Annotated in this window: 17 protein-coding genes; 1 reads left to right on the top strand and 16 read right to left on the bottom strand. The window is 71.8% G+C overall.

Translation table 11 applies throughout. The features are described from left to right. The 16 genes from E1264_RS26435 to rsmD all read right to left on the bottom strand — a co-directional run. Positions 1-1,513, bottom strand: a 1,513-nt coding sequence (locus tag E1264_RS26435; protein WP_132178125.1) for a [protein-PII] uridylyltransferase, incomplete at its 3' end; no start/stop codon positions are given. Positions 1,514-1,533: 20 nt separating this feature from the next. Further along, complete coding sequence (locus tag E1264_RS26430; RefSeq protein ID WP_132178123.1) at positions 1,534-1,872, bottom strand: P-II family nitrogen regulator; 339 nt, start codon at positions 1,870-1,872, stop codon at positions 1,534-1,536. After that, complete coding sequence (locus tag E1264_RS26425) at positions 1,869-3,203, bottom strand: ammonium transporter (protein WP_207936245.1); 1,335 nt, start codon at positions 3,201-3,203, stop codon at positions 1,869-1,871. Before E1264_RS26425 ends, E1264_RS26430 begins: the two co-directional genes overlap by 4 nt. Before the next feature lie 171 nt (positions 3,204-3,374). After that, positions 3,375-4,529 (bottom strand): signal recognition particle-docking protein FtsY, encoded by a 1,155-nt coding sequence (ftsY, locus tag E1264_RS26420; protein WP_132178121.1) that lies wholly within the window; start codon positions 4,527-4,529, stop codon positions 3,375-3,377. A 97-nt stretch (positions 4,530-4,626) separates the two neighbouring features. After that, positions 4,627-5,295 (bottom strand): DivIVA domain-containing protein, encoded by a 669-nt coding sequence (locus E1264_RS26415; protein ID WP_165964392.1) that lies wholly within the window; start codon positions 5,293-5,295, stop codon positions 4,627-4,629. A 5-nt stretch (positions 5,296-5,300) separates the two neighbouring features. Next, a complete protein-coding gene (locus E1264_RS26410) occupies positions 5,301-6,509 on the bottom strand; it encodes a globin domain-containing protein (RefSeq protein WP_132178117.1) in 1,209 nt (402 codons plus the stop codon). Positions 6,510-6,514: 5 nt separating this feature from the next. Then, complete coding sequence (locus E1264_RS26405) at positions 6,515-6,922, bottom strand: globin domain-containing protein (RefSeq protein ID WP_165964391.1); 408 nt, start codon at positions 6,920-6,922, stop codon at positions 6,515-6,517. Positions 6,923-7,231: 309 nt separating this feature from the next. Further along, positions 7,232-10,918 carry a chromosome segregation protein SMC gene (gene smc / locus E1264_RS26400; protein ID WP_132178113.1) on the bottom strand — a complete coding sequence of 1,229 codons (3,687 nt, stop codon included), beginning with the start codon at positions 10,916-10,918 and terminating at the stop codon, positions 7,232-7,234. A gap of 805 nt (positions 10,919-11,723) precedes the next feature. Beyond that, positions 11,724-11,921, bottom strand: a complete 198-nt coding sequence (locus E1264_RS26395; RefSeq protein WP_131967557.1) for a hypothetical protein — start codon at positions 11,919-11,921, stop codon at positions 11,724-11,726. Between the two features lie 178 nt (positions 11,922-12,099). Then, positions 12,100-12,399, bottom strand: a complete 300-nt coding sequence (locus E1264_RS26390) for an acylphosphatase (protein WP_132178111.1) — start codon at positions 12,397-12,399, stop codon at positions 12,100-12,102. A 31-nt stretch (positions 12,400-12,430) separates the two neighbouring features. Continuing rightward, entirely contained in the window at positions 12,431-13,324 is an 894-nt protein-coding gene (gene mutM, locus E1264_RS26385; RefSeq protein ID WP_132178109.1) for a bifunctional DNA-formamidopyrimidine glycosylase/DNA-(apurinic or apyrimidinic site) lyase, read from the bottom strand. Further along, entirely contained in the window at positions 13,317-14,117 is an 801-nt protein-coding gene (gene rnc / locus E1264_RS26380) for a ribonuclease III (protein WP_132178107.1), read from the bottom strand. Before rnc ends, mutM begins: the two co-directional genes overlap by 8 nt. Positions 14,118-14,463: 346 nt before the next feature. Beyond that, complete coding sequence (gene rpmF / locus E1264_RS26375) at positions 14,464-14,643, bottom strand: 50S ribosomal protein L32 (RefSeq protein ID WP_132178105.1); 180 nt, start codon at positions 14,641-14,643, stop codon at positions 14,464-14,466. Position 14,644: 1 nt separating this feature from the next. Beyond that, on the bottom strand, positions 14,645-15,292 hold the full coding sequence (locus tag E1264_RS26370; protein WP_132178103.1) for a YceD family protein: 648 nt from the start codon (positions 15,290-15,292) through the stop codon (positions 14,645-14,647). Between the two features lie 137 nt (positions 15,293-15,429). Continuing rightward, the gene (gene coaD, locus E1264_RS26365; protein ID WP_132178101.1) at positions 15,430-15,909 is read right to left on the bottom strand and encodes a pantetheine-phosphate adenylyltransferase; all 480 of its coding nucleotides are present in this window, start codon (positions 15,907-15,909) and stop codon (positions 15,430-15,432) included. Between the two features lie 116 nt (positions 15,910-16,025). Beyond that, the gene (gene rsmD, locus E1264_RS26360) at positions 16,026-16,595 is read right to left on the bottom strand and encodes a 16S rRNA (guanine(966)-N(2))-methyltransferase RsmD (protein ID WP_132178099.1); all 570 of its coding nucleotides are present in this window, start codon (positions 16,593-16,595) and stop codon (positions 16,026-16,028) included. 215 nt (positions 16,596-16,810) lie between these two features. On the opposite strand from rsmD, the gene E1264_RS26355 reads away from it, so the two are divergent. Next, a partial coding sequence (locus tag E1264_RS26355) for a hypothetical protein (RefSeq protein WP_207936242.1) occupies positions 16,811-17,197 on the top strand: 387 nt, incomplete at its 3' end.

Below are 17,197 nucleotides of genomic sequence, written 5' to 3'. Positions count from 1 at the left end.
GGTCGAGGATCTCGCGTCCGCGGCCGGGGACCGCCGAGACGGCGGCGGTGACCGTCTGGACGGTCATCGGGTCGTCGATGTCGCGGCGGGTGGCGGTCTCGGGCAGGAGCAGGTGGTGGCGGACGAGGGTCTCCAGCACGCGGACGTCGTCTTCGGGGAGGCCGAGGCGGGTGCCGATGTCGTGGGCGATGACGGCGCCGGTGGTGGAGTGGTCGCCGGGGCTGCCTTTGCCGATGTCGTGCAGGAGGGCGCTCAGGAGGAGCAGGTCGGGGCGGGCCACCTCGCGGGTCAGGGCGGCGGCTCCGGCGGCGGTTTCGACCAGGTGACGGTCCACCGTGAAGCGGTGGACGGGGTTGCGCTGCGGGCGGTTGCGGACGCGTTCCCACTCGGGCAGCAGCCGGACGATCAGATCGGCCTGGTCGAGCGCCTCCCAGACGCCGATGGCGGCGGGGCCTGCGCCGAGCAGGGACACGAGGGCGTCGCGGGCGGCGGCGGGCCAGGGCGGCGCGGGAACGGCGGCGCGGTCGGCGAGCCGGTCGACGGTTGCGGGAGCGAGGGGCAGGCCCGCATGGGCCGCTGCGGCGGCTACGCGGAGGATGAGCGCTGGATCGTTCAGGTCCGCGTTTCGTGCGAGGACGACCTCGCCGTCGTGCTCGACCGCGCCGTCCCCTACGGGGCGCCGCTCGATGGCGCCTCGCCGAGGCTTGGCGCGGCGCAACGCGTGCGAGGTCGCGTAGGTGATCGTGCGGGCGGCCGCCGAGAGCGAGCGCAGCAGGGCGTTCGCGTCCGCCAGGCCGAGGGCATGGGCGACCGCGTCCTGTTCCTGGAGGACGAGGCGGTCGCTGGAGCGGCCCGTGACGTCGTGCAACGCATGCCGGACGTCGAGCAGCAGGTCATGGGCCGCCCGGACCCTGCCGTCGGGGCCGGACGCCACCCAGGACGCGGCGACGGCGTGCAGGATGTGCACGTCGCGGAGCCCGCCGCGCGCCTCTTTGAGGTCGGGTTCCAGGAGAAACGCCAGCTCGCCCTGGGCCTCCCACCGTTCGCGGCACAGCTGCGACAGCTCGGCCAGCCGGGCGGTGGCGTCCGCCCGCCAGTCGGTGAGGACGCCGGTGCGCAGTTCGTCCGCGAGGGATCGGTCGCCCGCGATCCAGCGTGCCGAGAGGAGCCCGAGGGCCGCCTTCAGGTCGCCGCGCGCCACCGTCCGGGCCTCGTGGACGGTCCGGACGGAGTGGTCGAGCCGCAGCCCGGAGTCCCAGACCGGGTACCAGACGCGGCCGGCGATCTCGGCGATGCCGGAGCGGCCGCGGTGCAGGAGGACGAGGTCGAGGTCGCCCCCGGGTGTCAGTTCGCGTCGCGCGTGGCTGCCGACCGCGACGAGGGCGACGTCCTCCAGAACAGGCAGCAGCGATCCCAGCCATCGGTCCAGGTCGGCGGCTCGCTCGGCCCGAGCCGCCGCGAGAGCGGCTCGGGCCGTCACGAGGCCGTGGGCCTCACCGCGTGCTGAGCGCATCCGTCCTCCCGCCGTGCCGGTCAGAGGGCCTCGGGGCCGGTTTCGCCGGTGCGGACGCGGACGACGGTGTCGACAGGGACGGCCCAGACCTTGCCGTCGCCGATCTTGTCGGTGCGGGCCGCGTTGACGATGACGTCGATGATGTCGTCGGCGTCCGCCGCGTCCACGAGGACCTCGACGCGCAGCTTCGGCACCAGGTCGACCTGGTACTCGGCGCCGCGGTAGACCTCGGTGTGGCCCTTCTGCCGGCCGTAGCCGCTGGCCTCGCTGACCGTCAGGCCGCGCACCCCGAAGGCCTCCAGGGCCTTCTTGACGTCGTCCAGTTTGAACGGCTTGATGACCGCCGTGATGAGCTTCATTTCTTCGCTTCCACCTTCGTGCCGACGGAGTGGCCGGAGACCGGGGCGGCGGTCGCGCCGGAGCCGGTGCCCGCCCGGATGGTGCCGAAGTCGTACGCCGTCTCGGCGTGCGCCGTGCTGTCGATGCCGGCGGCCTCGTCGTCCTCGCTGATCCGGAAGCCCATGACCAGGTCGATGACCTTGGCGATCAGGTAGGTGACGACGAAGGAGTAGGCGAGCGTCGCCAGCACGGCCACCGCCTGCTTGCCGAGCAGCGCGAAACCGCCGCCCGCGAGCAGGCCGTCGGCGCCCGCGTCGTTGACCGCCGTGGTGGCCAGGAGGCCGATGAGGAGGGCGCCGACGATGCCGCCGACCATGTGGACGCCGACGACGTCGAGCGAGTCGTCGAAGCCGAGCCTGTACTTCAGGCCGACCGCGAACGCGCAGACCGCGCCCGCGACGAGACCGAGGGCGATGGCGCCGAGCGGCGTGACGAACGCGCAGGCGGGGGTGACGGCGACCAGCCCGGCGACGATGCCGGACGCGATGCCGAGCGTGGTGGACGACCCGTCCCGCAGCTTCTCCACGACGATCCACGCGAACGCGGCGGCGCAGGTCGCGGCGAGCGTGTTGACGAACGCGACGGCCGCGGTGGCGCCGGCGCCGAGCGCGGACCCGGCGTTGAACCCGAACCAGCCGAACCACAGCAGCCCGGCGCCGAGCAGGACGAACGGCAGGTTGTGCGGGCGCATCGGCTCCTTCGGCCAGCCCCTGCGCCTGCCGAGGACGAGGACGAGCGCCAGGGCCGCGACGCCCGCGTTGATGTGGACGACCGTGCCGCCCGCGAAGTCGAGGGCGCCGAGGTCGTAGAGCCACCCGGCCTTCTCGCCGTCCGACCACCAGACCCAGTGCGCGATCGGGAAGTACACGAGCGTGACCCACACGAGGGCGAACACGACCCAGGCGCCGAACTTGGCGCGGTCCGCGACGGCGCCGCTGATCAGCGCGACGGTGATGATGGCGAACGTCGCCTGGAAGGCCGCGAACACCAGTTGCGGGATGCCGGTGCCGTCGTCGGCCGTGGCGGCGTTCTCCAGGCCGACGAGGCCCCAGTCGCCGAGCCCGCCGATGAACGGGCTGAGCGCGCCGCCGTCGCCGAAGGTGAGCGAGTAGCCGTAGACGACCCACGCCATGCCCACGACGGCGATGCTGACGAAGCTCATCATCATCATGTTGAGGACGCTTTTGGCCCGGCTCATGCCGCCGTAGAAGAAGGCAAGTCCGGGAGTCATCAGCAGGACGAGCGCCGTGCTCGTCAGCATCCAGGCGGTGCCACCGCTATCGATCTTCATCTCTGAGAGAGTCCCTCCTCGCCAGGGGAACGTGACTGCTCAGAGACTCGGGCGCGGCGGTTTCGGCTGGGGGCGCCCTACGTTTCCGCGGTGTGAAACCCGGTCCCGGCGTGTTTCACCGGTGTTTCCGAATCCTCACAAACCGCATTTCTGCAATATTGGCCTGCTTTTTCAGTCTCCCAGGATGGCGTCGACGAAGGCCTCGGGCTCGAAGGGGGCGAGATCGTCCGGTCCCTCGCCGAGGCCGACGAGCTTGACCGGCACGCCCAGCTCCCGCTGCACCTGGACGACGATGCCGCCCTTGGCCGTGCCGTCCAGCTTGGTCAGCACGACACCGGTGATGTTGACGACCTCGGCGAACACGCGCGCCTGCTGCATGCCGTTCTGCCCGGTCGTCGCGTCGAGGACGAGCAGCACCTCATCGACCGTGGCCTGCTTCTCCACCACCCGCTTGATCTTGCCGAGCTCGTCCATCAGCCCGGTCTTGGTGTGCAGCCGCCCCGCGGTGTCGATGATCACCACGTCGACCTTGGTGTCGATGCCCTGCTTGACGGCGTCGAACGCGACGCTGGCGGGGTCGGCGCCCTCGTCCTTCCGGACGACCTGCGCCCCGACCCGGTTCGCCCACGTCTCCAGCTGGTCGGCGGCGGCGGCGCGGAAGGTGTCGGCGGCGCCGACGAGCACGGTCTTGCCGTCGCCGACGAGGACGCGGCCGAGCTTCCCGCACGTGGTGGTCTTCCCGGTGCCGTTCACGCCGACGACCATCATCACGGCGGGACGCTCCCCGGGCGTGTCGGTGTGCAGCGAGCGGTCCAGATCCGGGCCGATCTGCTTGACCAGCTCCTCCTTGAGCAGCCCGCGAACCTCCTCCGGGCTGCGCGTGCCGAGGACCTGCACCCGCGTCCGCAGATCATCGGTGACCTGCCGGGCCACCGCGGCGCCCAGGTCGGCGGTGATCAGGGTGTCCTCGATCTCCTCCCAGGCGTCGTCGTCCAGCGTCTCGCGCGACAGCAGCCCCAGGAGGGTCTTGCCGAAGGTGCCCTGCGAACGGGCCAGCCGCGCCCGCAGCTTGACCAGCCGTCCCGCGCCCGGCGGCGGTTTCTCGATCTCGACCGTGGGCCGCGGCGGCGGGACCTCCGTGGGCGGCGCCTTCTCCAAGGTCGGCGCGCCCGCGTCCGCCTCGTCGACAGCGGTCGCGCCTCCGGCCCGCTCGCCCGGACGCTCGGCGGGCGGCCGCTCGCGTCCCCGGCGCGGACGCACCAACATGACACCGCCGACGATCAGCGCGACGACCACCAGCGCGGCAATGACGATCAGATATTCCATAGCGCCCCCAGTTTTCCAGAAGCTGCCTACCCGCGGAGACGGCCCCCTGGAACCCCCGACCCCGGGCAACGCCGCCAAGAGGCGCCGCCAGGCGTTCTTACTGGGGCAGAGAAGCGCGTTCGGAGTTTTCCCATTCGTCGACGTTGCGGAGGAGTGCTTCCAGGTAGGAGCGCAGGTGGGTGCGGTAGACGTCGCTGTAGGTGCGCAGGTAGGCGATCTCGCGCTCCATCGCGCGGCGCTCGTCGTCCGGGAGGGCGCCGCCGCGCGGGCGGGCGGAGGCGCGCGCGTGCTGCTCGGCGGTGCGGACGGCCGCGTCGGCGACGGCGGCGGCCTTGCGGTGGGCGTGTTCCAGCATCTGCTCCGCGCGTCCCTTGGCGTCGGACAGGATCGCCTCGCGGTGCAGCCGGGCCTCGTGGGCGAGCTCGCGGGTGTAGCGCTCGGCGTCCGCGACGTATAGGTCCGCGGTCTGCTGGGCCTGCGACAGGATCCGGACGGCCTGGAAATGCGCGTCCTCGGGCGCCATCACGGTGCCGTTCGCGCCGCCGGCCGCGACCTCGGCGCGGAGCCGGTTGACCTCGTCGCCGAGCGCGGCCATGTCGGTGAATATCTGGACGAGTTCCTGCTCGACGTACGCCAGGAACGCGCGGACCTCCTCCTCGTCGTAGCCGCGGCGACCGAGCGCGGCCCGGGCGAACTCCACCGACCGGAGCTCGCCCGGGGTCAGCCGCGTGCCCTCGTTGGCGACGGGAAGGTTCGGTGGGTTCAACGGGCTCACCTCTGTGCGTCTGCGAAGGTTTCCAGCCGGATGCGGTCCCGCGGGACGCCGAGCAGCGCGAGCTGCTCGACGGTGTGCCCGACCATCGCGGCGGGCCCGCACACGTATGCGTCGTGGTCGTCCCAGGGGCCGCGCCTGGCCACGACGTCGGACAGGTTCCCGTGCTCGACGTCGCCGTCCCCCGGCGACGGTCCGGGCGCGGGCGCCGTCTCGAACCAAGACTGTGATCCCGGATGCGGGGACTGGAGCACGGACGAGAAGCCGTGTCCGCCGGGTTCGTCCGACACGGCGGGGATGACGGTGAGCCAGGGGAACTCGTCGGCGAGCTTGGTCAGGTGCTCCAGGTCGTACAGGCCGTCGCGGGTCCGGGCGCCGAAGAACAGGTGGACGCGCGGCGGCTCGGGGCCCGCGGCGATCTGCTCCAGGATCGCCTTGAGCGGGGCGAGCCCGGTGCTGCCCGCGATGAGCAGGATGTCCCGTCCGGACGATTCGTCCAGCGTGAGGGTGCCGACCGGGGCGCCCATCCGGACGCGGTCGCCGGTCTCGGTCGCGCGCACCAGGACGGGGCTGACCGGGCCCCCGTCGACCAGCCGGACGTGGAAGTCGACGGAGTTGTCGGGGCGCGGCGCGTTCGCCATCGAGTAGTACCGCCACTGCCGCAGCCGGGACGGCACCTCCAGCGCGACGGACTGTCCGGGCTCGTAGGGCAGCGGCCGGTCCGGCTGGACGCGCAGCACGCAGATGTCGAACCGGCGCCGTTCGACCGCGACGACCTGGCCGTTCCACCAGGCGGGCCGGGTCAGGGCGTCCTCGTCGGCCGCTTCCAGCATGACCTTGCCGACGAGGGTGTAGGCGGCGCTCCAGTCGCTCTCGATGTCCTCGGACCAGGCCTCGCCGGAGAAGTGCCGCAGCGTCGCGATGAGGCTGGCGCCGACGTGCGGGTAGTGCTCGGCGACGATCCCGAACCTGCGGTGGTCGCGGCCGAGCTGCTGCAAGAACGGCACCAGGTTGGACAGGTCGTCGACCTGGGCGACGATGTGCCCGAGGGCGCGCAGCAGCTTGTCGCGCTGGTGGCTCATCCCGATCGGGAACATGTCGCGCAGGTGCGGGTTGCGCACGAACAGGTCGGAATAGAAGAAGAGCGCGACGGCGTCGCCCTGCTCGGCGACGAGCGCGAAGTTGTCTTTCAGGCGCTGTGCGTCCACGTGGATCAGGAGACGAGCTCCGCGGCGGCCTCGGACATGACGCTGGCGACGAGGCCGTAGGCGGCCCTCCAGTCGCGTTCGAGGTCCTCGGTCCAGCCGGGCCCGGTGAAGTAGGCGAGGGTGGCGATGAGGCTGGCGCCGACGGGCGTGTAGTGCTCGTCGAGGACGCCGAAGTCGTGGTGCCGGCGGCCGAGGTCCCGCAGGAAGGGGATGAGCTCGTCCTCGTCGTCGACGGTCGAGACGATCTGGGACAGGGCGCCGAGCAGCACCTCGTGCTGGCGGGTCATCCCGGCCGGGAACATCGACCTGAGCTGCGGTTCCCGCGCGAAAAGGTCCGCGTAGAAATATTCGGCGACCTCCGCGCCGTTCACGGCCACCAGGGCGAAATTGTCTTTGAGTTTCTGCGGGTCCACGAGCATCACCCTTCCAGCGGTTCTCCGCACCGGGCGGGGGTGCCCGGCAACGGGAGCCGGAGAACCACGGTGCCTATGCGTAGTGGATGGGTCCAAGGCACACAAGCCCGTGAGCGTCGCCGCGCCGTCACGTTCGGTGCATCCCGGCCGGGTGGACCATCCCGTTACCGGCGCAAATGCTCCCGTGCCAAACCGTTATAGGGCGCTGAAATTACCGCGGTCCAGGTCTCGGGTCCGTCCGAAATATGGAACGTCGAGCGGTGTAACGTTCCATGGAAAGGTGGCGGGATATCATCCGCCGGGCGCAATTCAGGCGGGCTCGTGCAACCGCTGGCTGACGACCTGGGTGACGCCGTCGCCGCGCATGCTGACGCCGTAGAGGGCGTCGGCGCCCTCCATCGTCCGCTTCTGGTGGGTGATCAGGATGATCTGGGACGACTCGCGCAGCTCCTCGAAGACGGTGATGAGCCGCTGCGTGTTGGTGTCGTCAAGCGCGGCCTCGACCTCGTCGAGGACGTAGAACGGCGAGGGCCGGGCCTTGAAGACGGCGACGAGGAACGCGATCGCGACCAGCGACCGCTCGCCGCCCGACAGCAGCGACAGCCGCTTGACCTTCTTGCCCGGCGGGCGGGCCGCGACCTCCACGCCGGTGGTGAGCATGTCGTCGGGCACGGTCAGCGACAGGCTGCCCTCACCGCCCGGGAACAGGCGGGCGAAAATGCGTTCGAATTCGCGGGCGGTGTCGTCGTAGGCGGCGGCGAACACCTGCTGGACGCGCTCGTCCACCTCTTTGACAAGGCCGAGGAGTTCCCGCTGCGTCTTCTTCAGGTCTTCCAGTTGCGAGGTCAGGAAGGCGTGCCGCTCCTCCAGCGCCGCGAACTCCTCCAGCGCCAGCGGATTGACTTTGCCGAGCTGGTTGAGCTGCCGTTCCGCGACTTTGGCACGCTTTTCCTGAACGGCCCTGTCGTAGGGGACGGGCTCCGCGGCAGCGCCCTTTTCCCCGTCCGAATTAGATTCATTTTCGGGGTCCTGCGGGACGGGCTGATCGGGCCCGTACTCCGAGACGAGCGCCTCGACCTCCAGCCCGAACTCCTCCAGGGCGCGCTGCTCGTACTGCTCCAGCCGGAGCCGCTGCTCCGCGCGGGCGACCTCGTTGCCGTGGACGACGTTGACGAGCCGTTCGAGGGTCCCGGACAGCTCGCGCACCTGCGTCCGGACGACCTTCAGCTCCGCCTCCCGGGCGGCCTTGGCCTGCTCCGCGGCCTCCCTGCGCCGGACGGCGGCGGCCAGCGAGTGGTCGATGCGCTCCAGGGCCGTCCGCGCGCCCTTGAGGACGGCGTCGGCGACCCTGGCCTGCTGCTCGCGGCGGGCGCGGCGCTGCGCGGCACGGGCGCGTTCCTCGCGTTCGCGATGGGCGCCGCGCTCCAGCGCGTCGGCGCGTCCGGCGATGGCCTGGACGCGCTCCTCGGCGGTGCGGACCGTCAGCCGCGCCTCCATCTCGGCGGCGCGCAGCTCCTGGCAGCGGGCGTTCAGCTCGTCGCGGGCGTCGGTGCCGTGCCCGGCCTCGTCGGCGACCTCGGCGGCCTCCTCCGACTCGGCGAGCCGCATCGCGAGCTCCTCGGCCGCCTCGGTGTCGCGCTCCAGGGACTCGCTCGCCGCGTCGAGCGCCTTGGTCAGCCGCTCGGCCTCGCCCCGCGCGGCGCGGACGTCGGCCTCCAGGCGGGCGGCGCGTTTGGCTTCCTGAGCGGCCTGCGCGTCGAACTCGCGCAAGCGCGCGCGGACGCGGTCAAGCTCCGTCTGGGCCTGGTTCACGCTCGCCTGGGCCTCGGCCGCGGCGGCTTCCGCGCCCTCCAGCGCCGCTTGTGCGGCCTGCTCGCGCTCTATCGACGCGCTGAGGTCATCTGCAGCCGCACCGGCCGCCGTCTCCGCCGCTGCCAGGTCCTCAGCGGCCTCGTCGAGCGTCGCACGCATCTGCAGGAGGCTCTGGGCGCCACCGGCCGCGCCTCCCTGCGCCCAGTGCGCGCCGACCAGCTCCCCATCGCGGGTCACTGCGCGCAAAGACGGTTCCCTACGGACGAGCGCAGCCGCCGCTGGGACGTCATCCGCCACGGCCACTTCACGCAGTAGATGCTCGACCGCAGGACGCACAGGATCAGGCACGTTCACCGCGTCGACCGCATAGTCGACGCCTGGGACCCGGCTCCAGGCCCCGACGGCTCCCCCGCCGATGAGCAGCCCGGCCCGTCCGGCATCACGCGACCGCAACAGCGCCAGCGCGGCCTCGGCGGTGTCGAGCGACCCGACCGCGATGGCCTCGGCGGCGTTGCCGAGCGCCGCCGCGACCGCCGTCTCGTACCCGGGACGGACGTTCAGCAGCGACGCGACCGTCCCCAGCACCCCGTCGAGCGACCCATCGGAACCCGCCGCCAGCAAGGCCTCCCCGCCGTCGGCGGCGCTCGCCAACGTCAGGTTCAGGGCTTCGATCCGGGCCTGCAAGGCCGTGACCCGCTTCTGCGCCGCCTGATCGGCCGACCGGGCAGACCCCACGGCCGACCGGGCCTCCTTCAGCGCACCGCGCGGCCCGCCGACCGCCGCCCGCGCAGACTCGGCGGCGTCCTTGGCCGTGGCGAGCGCCTCCTGAGCGGCCTCGTGCTCGGCCGCGAGCTCCGGATCCTCGACGACCTCCGCCTCGAACGCCTCGAACTCGGCCTGCGCGGACTCCGCCCGCTGCTGGGCCTCCTCCCGCGCCTCGGTGAGCCGCCCGATCTCCGACCGCCCCGCCTGCGCCTTGCTGCGCAGCGCCTCGACGTGCCCGCGCAACCGGGCCAGCTCCTCCCGGCGGTCGGCCGCGGCACGGGCCGCGGCCTGCAGCCTGCGCTCCTCCGCCGCGAGAGCCTCCTCGGCGCCCGACCGCTCCTCGACCGCGCGCGAGAGCCCGTCCTGCGCCTCCTCCAGCGCCGCCCGCAGCATCTCCTCCTGCTCGCGGATCTCGGCCGCCTCACGCTCCATGTCCTCGGGATCGCGCCCGCGCCGCTCCTCCTCGCGCACCTCCGCCGCGTTCCTGTACCGCTCCGCCGCCAGATCGGCGACGCCGCGCAGCCGCTCCTTCAGCGCCGACAGCTGGAACCAGGTGTCCTGAACCTGCGCCAGCCGCGGCGCCTGCTCGGCCTCCTCCGCCTCCAGCACGCCCTCGCGCCGCTGCGCCTCCGCCAGCGCCCGCTCCGTCTCCGTGCGGCGCTCCCGGACGGCGGCCTCGTCCGCGGCCTCCTGCTCCAGCTTCGTCCGCAGCGTGACGAGGTCGTCCGCGAGCAGCCGGAGCCGCGCGTCGCGCAGGTCCGCCTGGATCACGGCGGCCTTGCGCGCGATCTCCGCCTGCCGCCCCAGCGGCTTCAGCTGCCGCCGCAGCTCACCGGTCAAGTCCTGGACGCGGGTCAGGTTGCCCTGCATCGCGTCCAGCTTCCGGAGCGCCTTCTCCTTCCGCTTGCGATGCTTGAGGACGCCCGCCGCCTCCTCGATCACCGCCCGGCGCCCCTCGGGCCCCGAATGCAGGACGCGGTCGAGCTGCCCCTGCCCGATGATCACGTGCATCTCGCGGCCGATGCCCGAGTCGGACAGCAGCTCCTGGATGTCCAGCAACCGGCACGAGTCGCCGTTGATCGCGTACTCGCTCGACCCCGACCGGAACATCAGCCGGCTGATCGTCACCTCGGTGTAGTCGATCGGCAGCGCGCCATCGGAGTTGTCGATCGTCAGCACGACCTCGGCCCGCCCGAGCGGCGCCCGATTCGCGGTGCCGGCGAAGATGACGTCCTCCATCTTCCCGCCGCGCAGCGACTTCGCGCCCTGCTCCCCCATCACCCAGGCCAGCGCGTCCACGACGTTCGACTTGCCCGACCCGTTCGGCCCGACCACGGCCGTGATCCCCGGCTCGAACTTCAACGTGGTGGACGACGCGAAGGACTTGAAGCCGCGCAACGTCAGGGTCTTCAGATACACGCGCTCCCAGTCCTCCTCCGCCGATGAAGAGCCGACAACATCCGTCGAACGATACTGCGTTGCCTATGGCAGTGCTCTCCTCCTTCGGCCCTGGCGGGCCTCCATCGTCGAGCGCTGCGCGCGATCGCTGCTGTGCTTATGGCCTCGCCCTCCTCCTTCGGCCCTGGCGGGCCTCCATCGTCGGACGCGGCGCACGATCGCTGCATCGCTCCGGCTCGCCTGGCGGCTCGCTGCGCGACCAGGTTCTCGCAAGCTCGAACCTGCCTTCGGACGCGATCGCAGGCGTTGAGGTCGTCGCGTGGTTACGGTGGTGGCTGGGGTCGTCGCGTCCGGTAGTCGCGCTTCGCTGCGGGTACCCGGAAACTGGCCATTGCCACAAAAGCGTCGGACGCGGACGTACCGAAAAAGGGTCGGGATTGACCGAATCTTGACTGGTCCCCGAAGTGACGACCTGGGGGTGTGGAGAAATGGCGGACGTCCCCGGTTCATAGAAAAGCGTGAACGGCGACGACACCCAATCCCTGGACGGGGTCGGGTTCGGCTGCTTGGGTCTGCGCCTAAGCCGGGGTCACGGGTCGTGCGGCCGGAGGCGCCCCAGCGCCGGAGGACGCATGACCCGCCGAGCCGGGCGACCGCAGCGCCACGCGACAACCCGCACGGTCACGGCAAACCGCACCGTGGCGTGAGGATCGACCGGCTCGCGACGGGGGTTCCAGGGGGTCGCCCCCCTGGGCTGACAGGCAGGCACGATTAAGGGACGCCGAGTGGCCGACGTCCCTGTTCACTCTTGGGAAGCAGGCGCCGATCAGGTCAGCGCCGGTTCACGGTCCTTCACCGGAAGCGACATCACATCGTCGTCCGTCGCCGTCGCAAGCGCGTCGTTCTCCGCCTGGAGCCGTACGAGCTCGGCTTCCAGATCACGTACGCGCTGCTGAAGGCGCCGCATCTCCGCGACCATCCGGGGGTCGGGACCGCCGACGTGGCCGAGTAGAGCCTTCGCCATGACTAAGGGTCCTCCACGCTGAGTAACCAGCAGGGATCGCGCACGAGAATCTGCTGAAGTCGGTGCGCGTATCGTCTAGAGTCGCACCGGCCGGTGTCCTGGTCAAGACGCACATCACAGGCCGGTAACAACCTTCCTCTACTAGTTTAGCAGGTATAAACGAGGGCTCCCCACCCCGTCACCGCTCGTAGAAGCCGGGGGACTCCCCGCGTGGCCCGGTCCAACGTTCCGTGACGCCGGTGACCTTCCCCGGGCGGCCCGGATCGGCGGCGTCACCGCCCAGCAGATCCAGGAGCAGGCGGCATTTGGCGCGGGGCCCTTCCGCGACGACCTCGACGCGCCCGTCGGCCAGGTTGGTGGCGCTGCCGGCCAGGCCGAGCTCCAGCGCCCTCGCCCGCACCCACCAGCGGAATCCGACCCCCTGGACGCGGCCGCGCACCCAGGCCGTCAGCCGCACCGTCTCTTCGCCGTCGTCCATCACGTCCCCGTTCCGGTCGTCGATCCACGCCTCAGTACCGTCCCCGGCGAGGGCGGGGCTGGCACACGGGACAGCTGTAGGACGAACGGTTCATGAACTCGTCCCGGCGGATGGGCGTCCCGCAGCGGCGGCACGGCTCGTCGCGCCTGCCGTAGGCGTCCAGCGAGCGCTCGAAGTAGCCGCTCTCCCCGTTCACGTTGACGTACAGCCTGTCGAACGAGGTGCCGCCGACCGCCAGGGCGGCGCTCATGACGTCCCGTGCGGCCTCCAGGACGCGGGCGGCCTCCGCCCGCGTCATCGTCTCGGTCGGCCGCGCCCAGTGCAGCCTCGCGCGCCACAGGGCCTCGTCGGCGTAGATGTTGCCGACGCCGCTGATCAGCGACTGGTCGAGCAGCGCCCGCTTGATCCCGGTCCTGCGGCGGCGGAGGGCGCGGAAGAACGCCTCGGCGTCGAAGGCGTCCTCCAGCGGGTCGGCGGCGATGTGGACGATCGGCTCCGGAACCAGCCCGGAGCCGTCGACCGCGTCCGGCGCCATGTCGGCGACCATGAGGTGCCCGAACGTCCGCTGGTCGACGAAGCGAAGGTCGAGGCCGCCGTCGTCGAAGACGATCCGGACGCGCAGGTGCTTCTCCCGCTCCCGGTCCGGTTCGCCGACGAGCAGCTGGCCGCTCATCCCGAGGTGGGCCAGGAGCGCCTCCTCGGGCGGCCCGTCGCCGTCGGCGCGCAGCGGCAGCCACATGTACTTGCCGCGGCGGCGGGGCGTGAGGACGGTGCGTCCGGCGAGGCGCCCGGCGAAGTCGGCGGGGCCCGCGTCGTGGCGGCGCACCGCCCGCGGGTGCAGGACCTCGGCGGAGGCGATGGTGCGGCCGGTCGTGAACCGGTCCATGCCCCGCCGGACGACCTCGACCTCGGGCAGCTCAGGCACCGGCCTGGGCCGCCTGTCCGTCCTCGACCGGCCGCCCGGCCTCCTCGGCGGCGGCGGGCTCCGCCCGGCCCGGAGCGTCCCGCTGGACGACGATCTCGCGGATCTCGTTCCAGGCGGCCTCGGCGGCGTGCTGCTCGGCCTCCTTCTTGCTGCGGCCCTCACCGGACCCGTACGTCCGGCCGCCGACCCGCACGGACGCGCGGAACGTCTTCTGGTGGTCGGGGCCGCTCTCGGCGACGTGGTACTCGGGGACGCCGAGCTCCTCCACGGCGGTGAGCTCCTGCAGCGAGGTCTTCCAGTCCAGCCCGGCGCCGAGGCCCGCCGAGCGGGCGATCAGCGCGTCGAAGAGCCGGTGCACCAGCGCGGACGCCTCGTCCAGCCCGCGGTCCAGGTAGACGGCGCCGATCAGCGCCTCCAGCGTGTCGGCGAGGATCGAGGCCTTGTCGCGGCCCCCGGTGCCCTCCTCGCCGCGGCCGAGCCGGATGTGGGCGCCGACGCCGAGGCCGCGCGCGACGCCCGCGAGGGCGCGCATGTTGACGACGGCGGCGCGCAGCTTGGCGAGCTGCCCCTCCGGCAGGTCGGGGTGACCGCGGAACAGGGTGTCGGTGACGACCAGCCCCAGCACCGAGTCGCCGAGGAACTCCAGGCGCTCGTTGGTGGGCAGGCCGCCGTTCTCGTAGGCGTACGAACGGTGCGTCAGCGCGCGTTCGAGCAGGTCGTCGTTCACTTCGACGCCGAGCGCGCCGGTCAGTTCGGTGCGATCCGGAGCCGGATCGCTCTTCTTTCCGCTCACGGGCCCTCCTCGCAGGCCGTGTACCGCGCATGGCGCGGTCGCGTCTGGGGCGCGCGGCCTGGGCGGCCGGGCCGGCGAGGACGGGCGAGGAGGGGTGTCCGCGAAGACGAGGTGCGCGCCGGTCGGCTGATCCCGGCGTGCACCACGGCTCCGGGCGCAGTGAACAACCGTCCTTCAGCTCCCACCCGCCGCCGTTCAACGGACGAGCTTCGCTTGACGGTTCGTTCAGTCTCCGCGCCTGTCACCACGCCGGCGTCGCGCGCCGGGTGGTCGGATGCCTGGTCCTGCCGCATCGGGGGGCGGTACGCGCCGTCGCGCGGATCCGCCCCCCAGGATGCGTGAAGACTCAGGCCGACGGGGCGATGACCTCGCGCCGGTTGTAGGTGCCGCAGGTCGCGCACGCGGTGTGCGGCAGCTTCGGGTCGCGGCACGTCGGGCACTCGACCAGATTCGGCGCCGCGGTCTTCCACTGCGAGCGCCGGTGCCGCGTGTTGCTGCGCGACTTCTTCCGCTTCGGGACGGCCACGTCAGCCCTCCTGCCTTCGTTCTCGTCGATCGGATGATGCACGGGAGCCGTTGCTCCCGTCCCCCCGGTCGGGGGACGCCGGCGCCAGGTCGCCGGCGAGGTCCTGCAGCGCCGCCCACCGGGGGTCGGCGACGTCGTGGCGGTGACCGGGCTCGGCGTCCGCCAGCCGCACACCGCACTCCGGGCACAGGCCCGGGCAGTCGTCCCGGCACAGCGGGGACAGCGGCAGCGCGAGCACCACCGCGTCCCGCAGGACCGGTTCGAGGTCGATCAGGTCGCCCTCCAGGCGGAGCTCGTCATCGTCGGCGTTCCCGCCGGAGCGGGTGTCGTCGTAGACGAAGAGTTCCTGGAAGTCCGCCTCGAAGGTCGAGGCGATCGGGTCGAGGCAGCGGGCGCACTCCCCCCGGAGGGGGACGGTCGCCGTGCCGGTGACGAGCACCCCTTCCAGGACCGCTTCGAGCCGGATGTCCAGCTCGATCGCGGCGCCTTCCGGGACGCCCACCATCTCGACGCCGAAATTCTCCGGTGCCGGCACGGACAGGTTCTCCTCCCGCGACGACCCGGGTTGCCTGCCCAGAGCTCGGGTGTCGAGCACGAGAGGGGCGTTGGGGTCGAGACGTGACAGTGGATTCCTGCTTTCGTGAGGCATGAGAATGACGGCCACGGTGATGGCCGATGTCCCAGGGTACCGAAGACCCGGCCGTTGACCCAACTCGCGGGCCCGCTCACCAGGGAGGGCCGCCGGTGCGCGGCCCGCCGGTGCGCGGCTTCGTCTCGCGGGCGCGGTCAGTCCGCCTTGAGCCGCTCGACCAGCCGCTCGTGGACGAGGTCGGGCACGAGGCCGGAGATGTCGCCGCCGAACTTCACGACCTCTTTCATCAGGCTGGACGACAGGAACGCGTACTCGGGGTTCGTCGCCATGAACAGCGTCTCCACACCGGCGATGCGGTGGTTCATCTGGGCCATCTGCAGCTCGTACTCGTAGTCGCTGACGGCCCGGAGACCACGGACGATCACCGGGATGTTCTGCTCCTTGCAGTAGTCGACGGTGAGGCCGTAGAAGGTGTCGACCGTGACGTTGCCGTACTGCTTGGTGACCTCGGAGATCATGTCGGCGCGCTCGTCCACGGTGAACAGGCTCTTCTTGCTCTTGTTGATCAGCACGGCGACGACCACCTCGTCGTAGAGGCGGCAGGCGCGGCTGATGATGTCGAGGTGCCCGTTGGTGACGGGGTCGAACGATCCCGGACAGACGACACGACGCACGGCGCGAACCCCTTCGCTCCCGGTTTCTGACCTGCGGCGCGAACGTACCAAATCGCATTCGGCCCGCTTTTCACCGGGGGTGCGGGGGGTCGTCCCGGTACGCCCGGCGCGGCGCGTCAGCCGGCTGTGGCGCGGCCGTACCAGAACACCGCTTCGCCGTAGCGGCGGTCGCGTTCGGGCTCGTAGCCGTCGGGCCAGCGCAGTGCCGGGCCGCGGGCGGCGCGTTCCACGGCGATGAGCGCGTCCGGGGCCGTCCAGCCGTGGTCGCGGAGGTCCTCCAGCAGGGCGGTGACGGACGCGTCCGCCAGCGCATACGGCGGGTCGGCGAAGATCAGGTCGTACGGCCCGTCCGGCGGGGGCTTGCGGACGACCCGCTCCACCTTGTCCGCGCACGGGACGGCGCCCGGCAGCCCCAGCGCTTCGGCGTTCTGCCGGATCACCTTCATGGCACGCGGATGCGACTCGACGAGCAGCGCGTGGGCGGCGCCCCGGGACAGCGCCTCCAGGCCGACGGCGCCCGATCCCGCGTAAAGGTCGGCGACGCGCAGGCCGTCCAGCGGGCCGAGCAGGGCCAGGACCGTGGCGAACAGTCCTTCCCTGGCGCGGTCACTGGTCGGCCTGGTGTCCCGTCCCGGCGGGACGGCCAGCCGCCGCCCGCCCGCGCTGCCCGCGATGACCCTGGTCATCACCCCAGTATCGCGGCGGCCCGGCGGCACCCCGGCCGGGCGGGCGCGGACGACACGCCTCAAGAGTGCACAACATGGACAGTCAGTGATTGTGAAACTACACCTAAATGGCGCGATCACTGTTCACAGCCACTACTGGACGTGTAAACGTGCTCGCAGGTTGTGCAACCACTTTCCCCTCAGGAGTATCAGTGCATCACGGTAGGAGACTGGCGGTGACGGCCGGGGCAACGGTGCTCGGCATAGCCGCCATGAGCGGCGTTTCGCACGCCGAGACCTCCCAGCCCTCCGCCGAGAAGGGCGCCACGTCGAGCTCCCTGCTCAGTCTTGATCTCGGTCCTACGACGTCCAGCAAGCCGGTCGAGGCCAGCGGCTCGGGCCTGAAGCTCGACCTCGGCCTCGGTGTCGGTATCGGCACGTCGAAGGGCGGCACGGGGGGCGTCCGGGTGGACGCGGGCGTGAACGCGTCCCTGAGCGGCGGCTCGGGCACCCGCCAGGGCAACCGGACCACGGCGGTGTCCGAGGAGCCCGGCCTGTCGGTCGGCGCGAAGGCCGGGGCCTCGGTCGGCAACGCGGTGTCGGCGAACGTGTCTGCGAACGCC

The organism is Actinomadura sp. KC216 (assembly GCF_004348535.1).
In the GTDB taxonomy this organism is placed as follows: Bacteria; Actinomycetota; Actinomycetes; order Streptosporangiales; family Streptosporangiaceae; genus Spirillospora.
Note: the sequence above shows the minus strand (reverse complement) of the source record. Positions and strands in the feature narration are given on the sequence as shown.

Coding starts and splice junctions, on each gene's coding strand:
- E1264_RS26370 (WP_132178103.1), bottom strand. CDS start 15,292: ATGCCTCACGAAAGCAGGAATCCACTGTCACGTCTCGACCCCAACGCC.
- E1264_RS26390 (WP_132178111.1), bottom strand. CDS start 12,399: ATGGACGACGGCGAAGAGACGGTGCGGCTGACGGCCTGGGTGCGCGGC.
- E1264_RS26430 (WP_132178123.1), bottom strand. CDS start 1,872: ATGAAGCTCATCACGGCGGTCATCAAGCCGTTCAAACTGGACGACGTC.
- E1264_RS26395 (WP_131967557.1), bottom strand. CDS start 11,921: ATGGCGAAGGCTCTACTCGGCCACGTCGGCGGTCCCGACCCCCGGATG.
- E1264_RS26425 (WP_207936245.1), bottom strand. CDS start 3,203: ATGAAGATCGATAGCGGTGGCACCGCCTGGATGCTGACGAGCACGGCG.
- rsmD (WP_132178099.1), bottom strand. CDS start 16,595: ATGACCAGGGTCATCGCGGGCAGCGCGGGCGGGCGGCGGCTGGCCGTC.
- ftsY (WP_132178121.1), bottom strand. CDS start 4,529: ATGGAATATCTGATCGTCATTGCCGCGCTGGTGGTCGTCGCGCTGATC.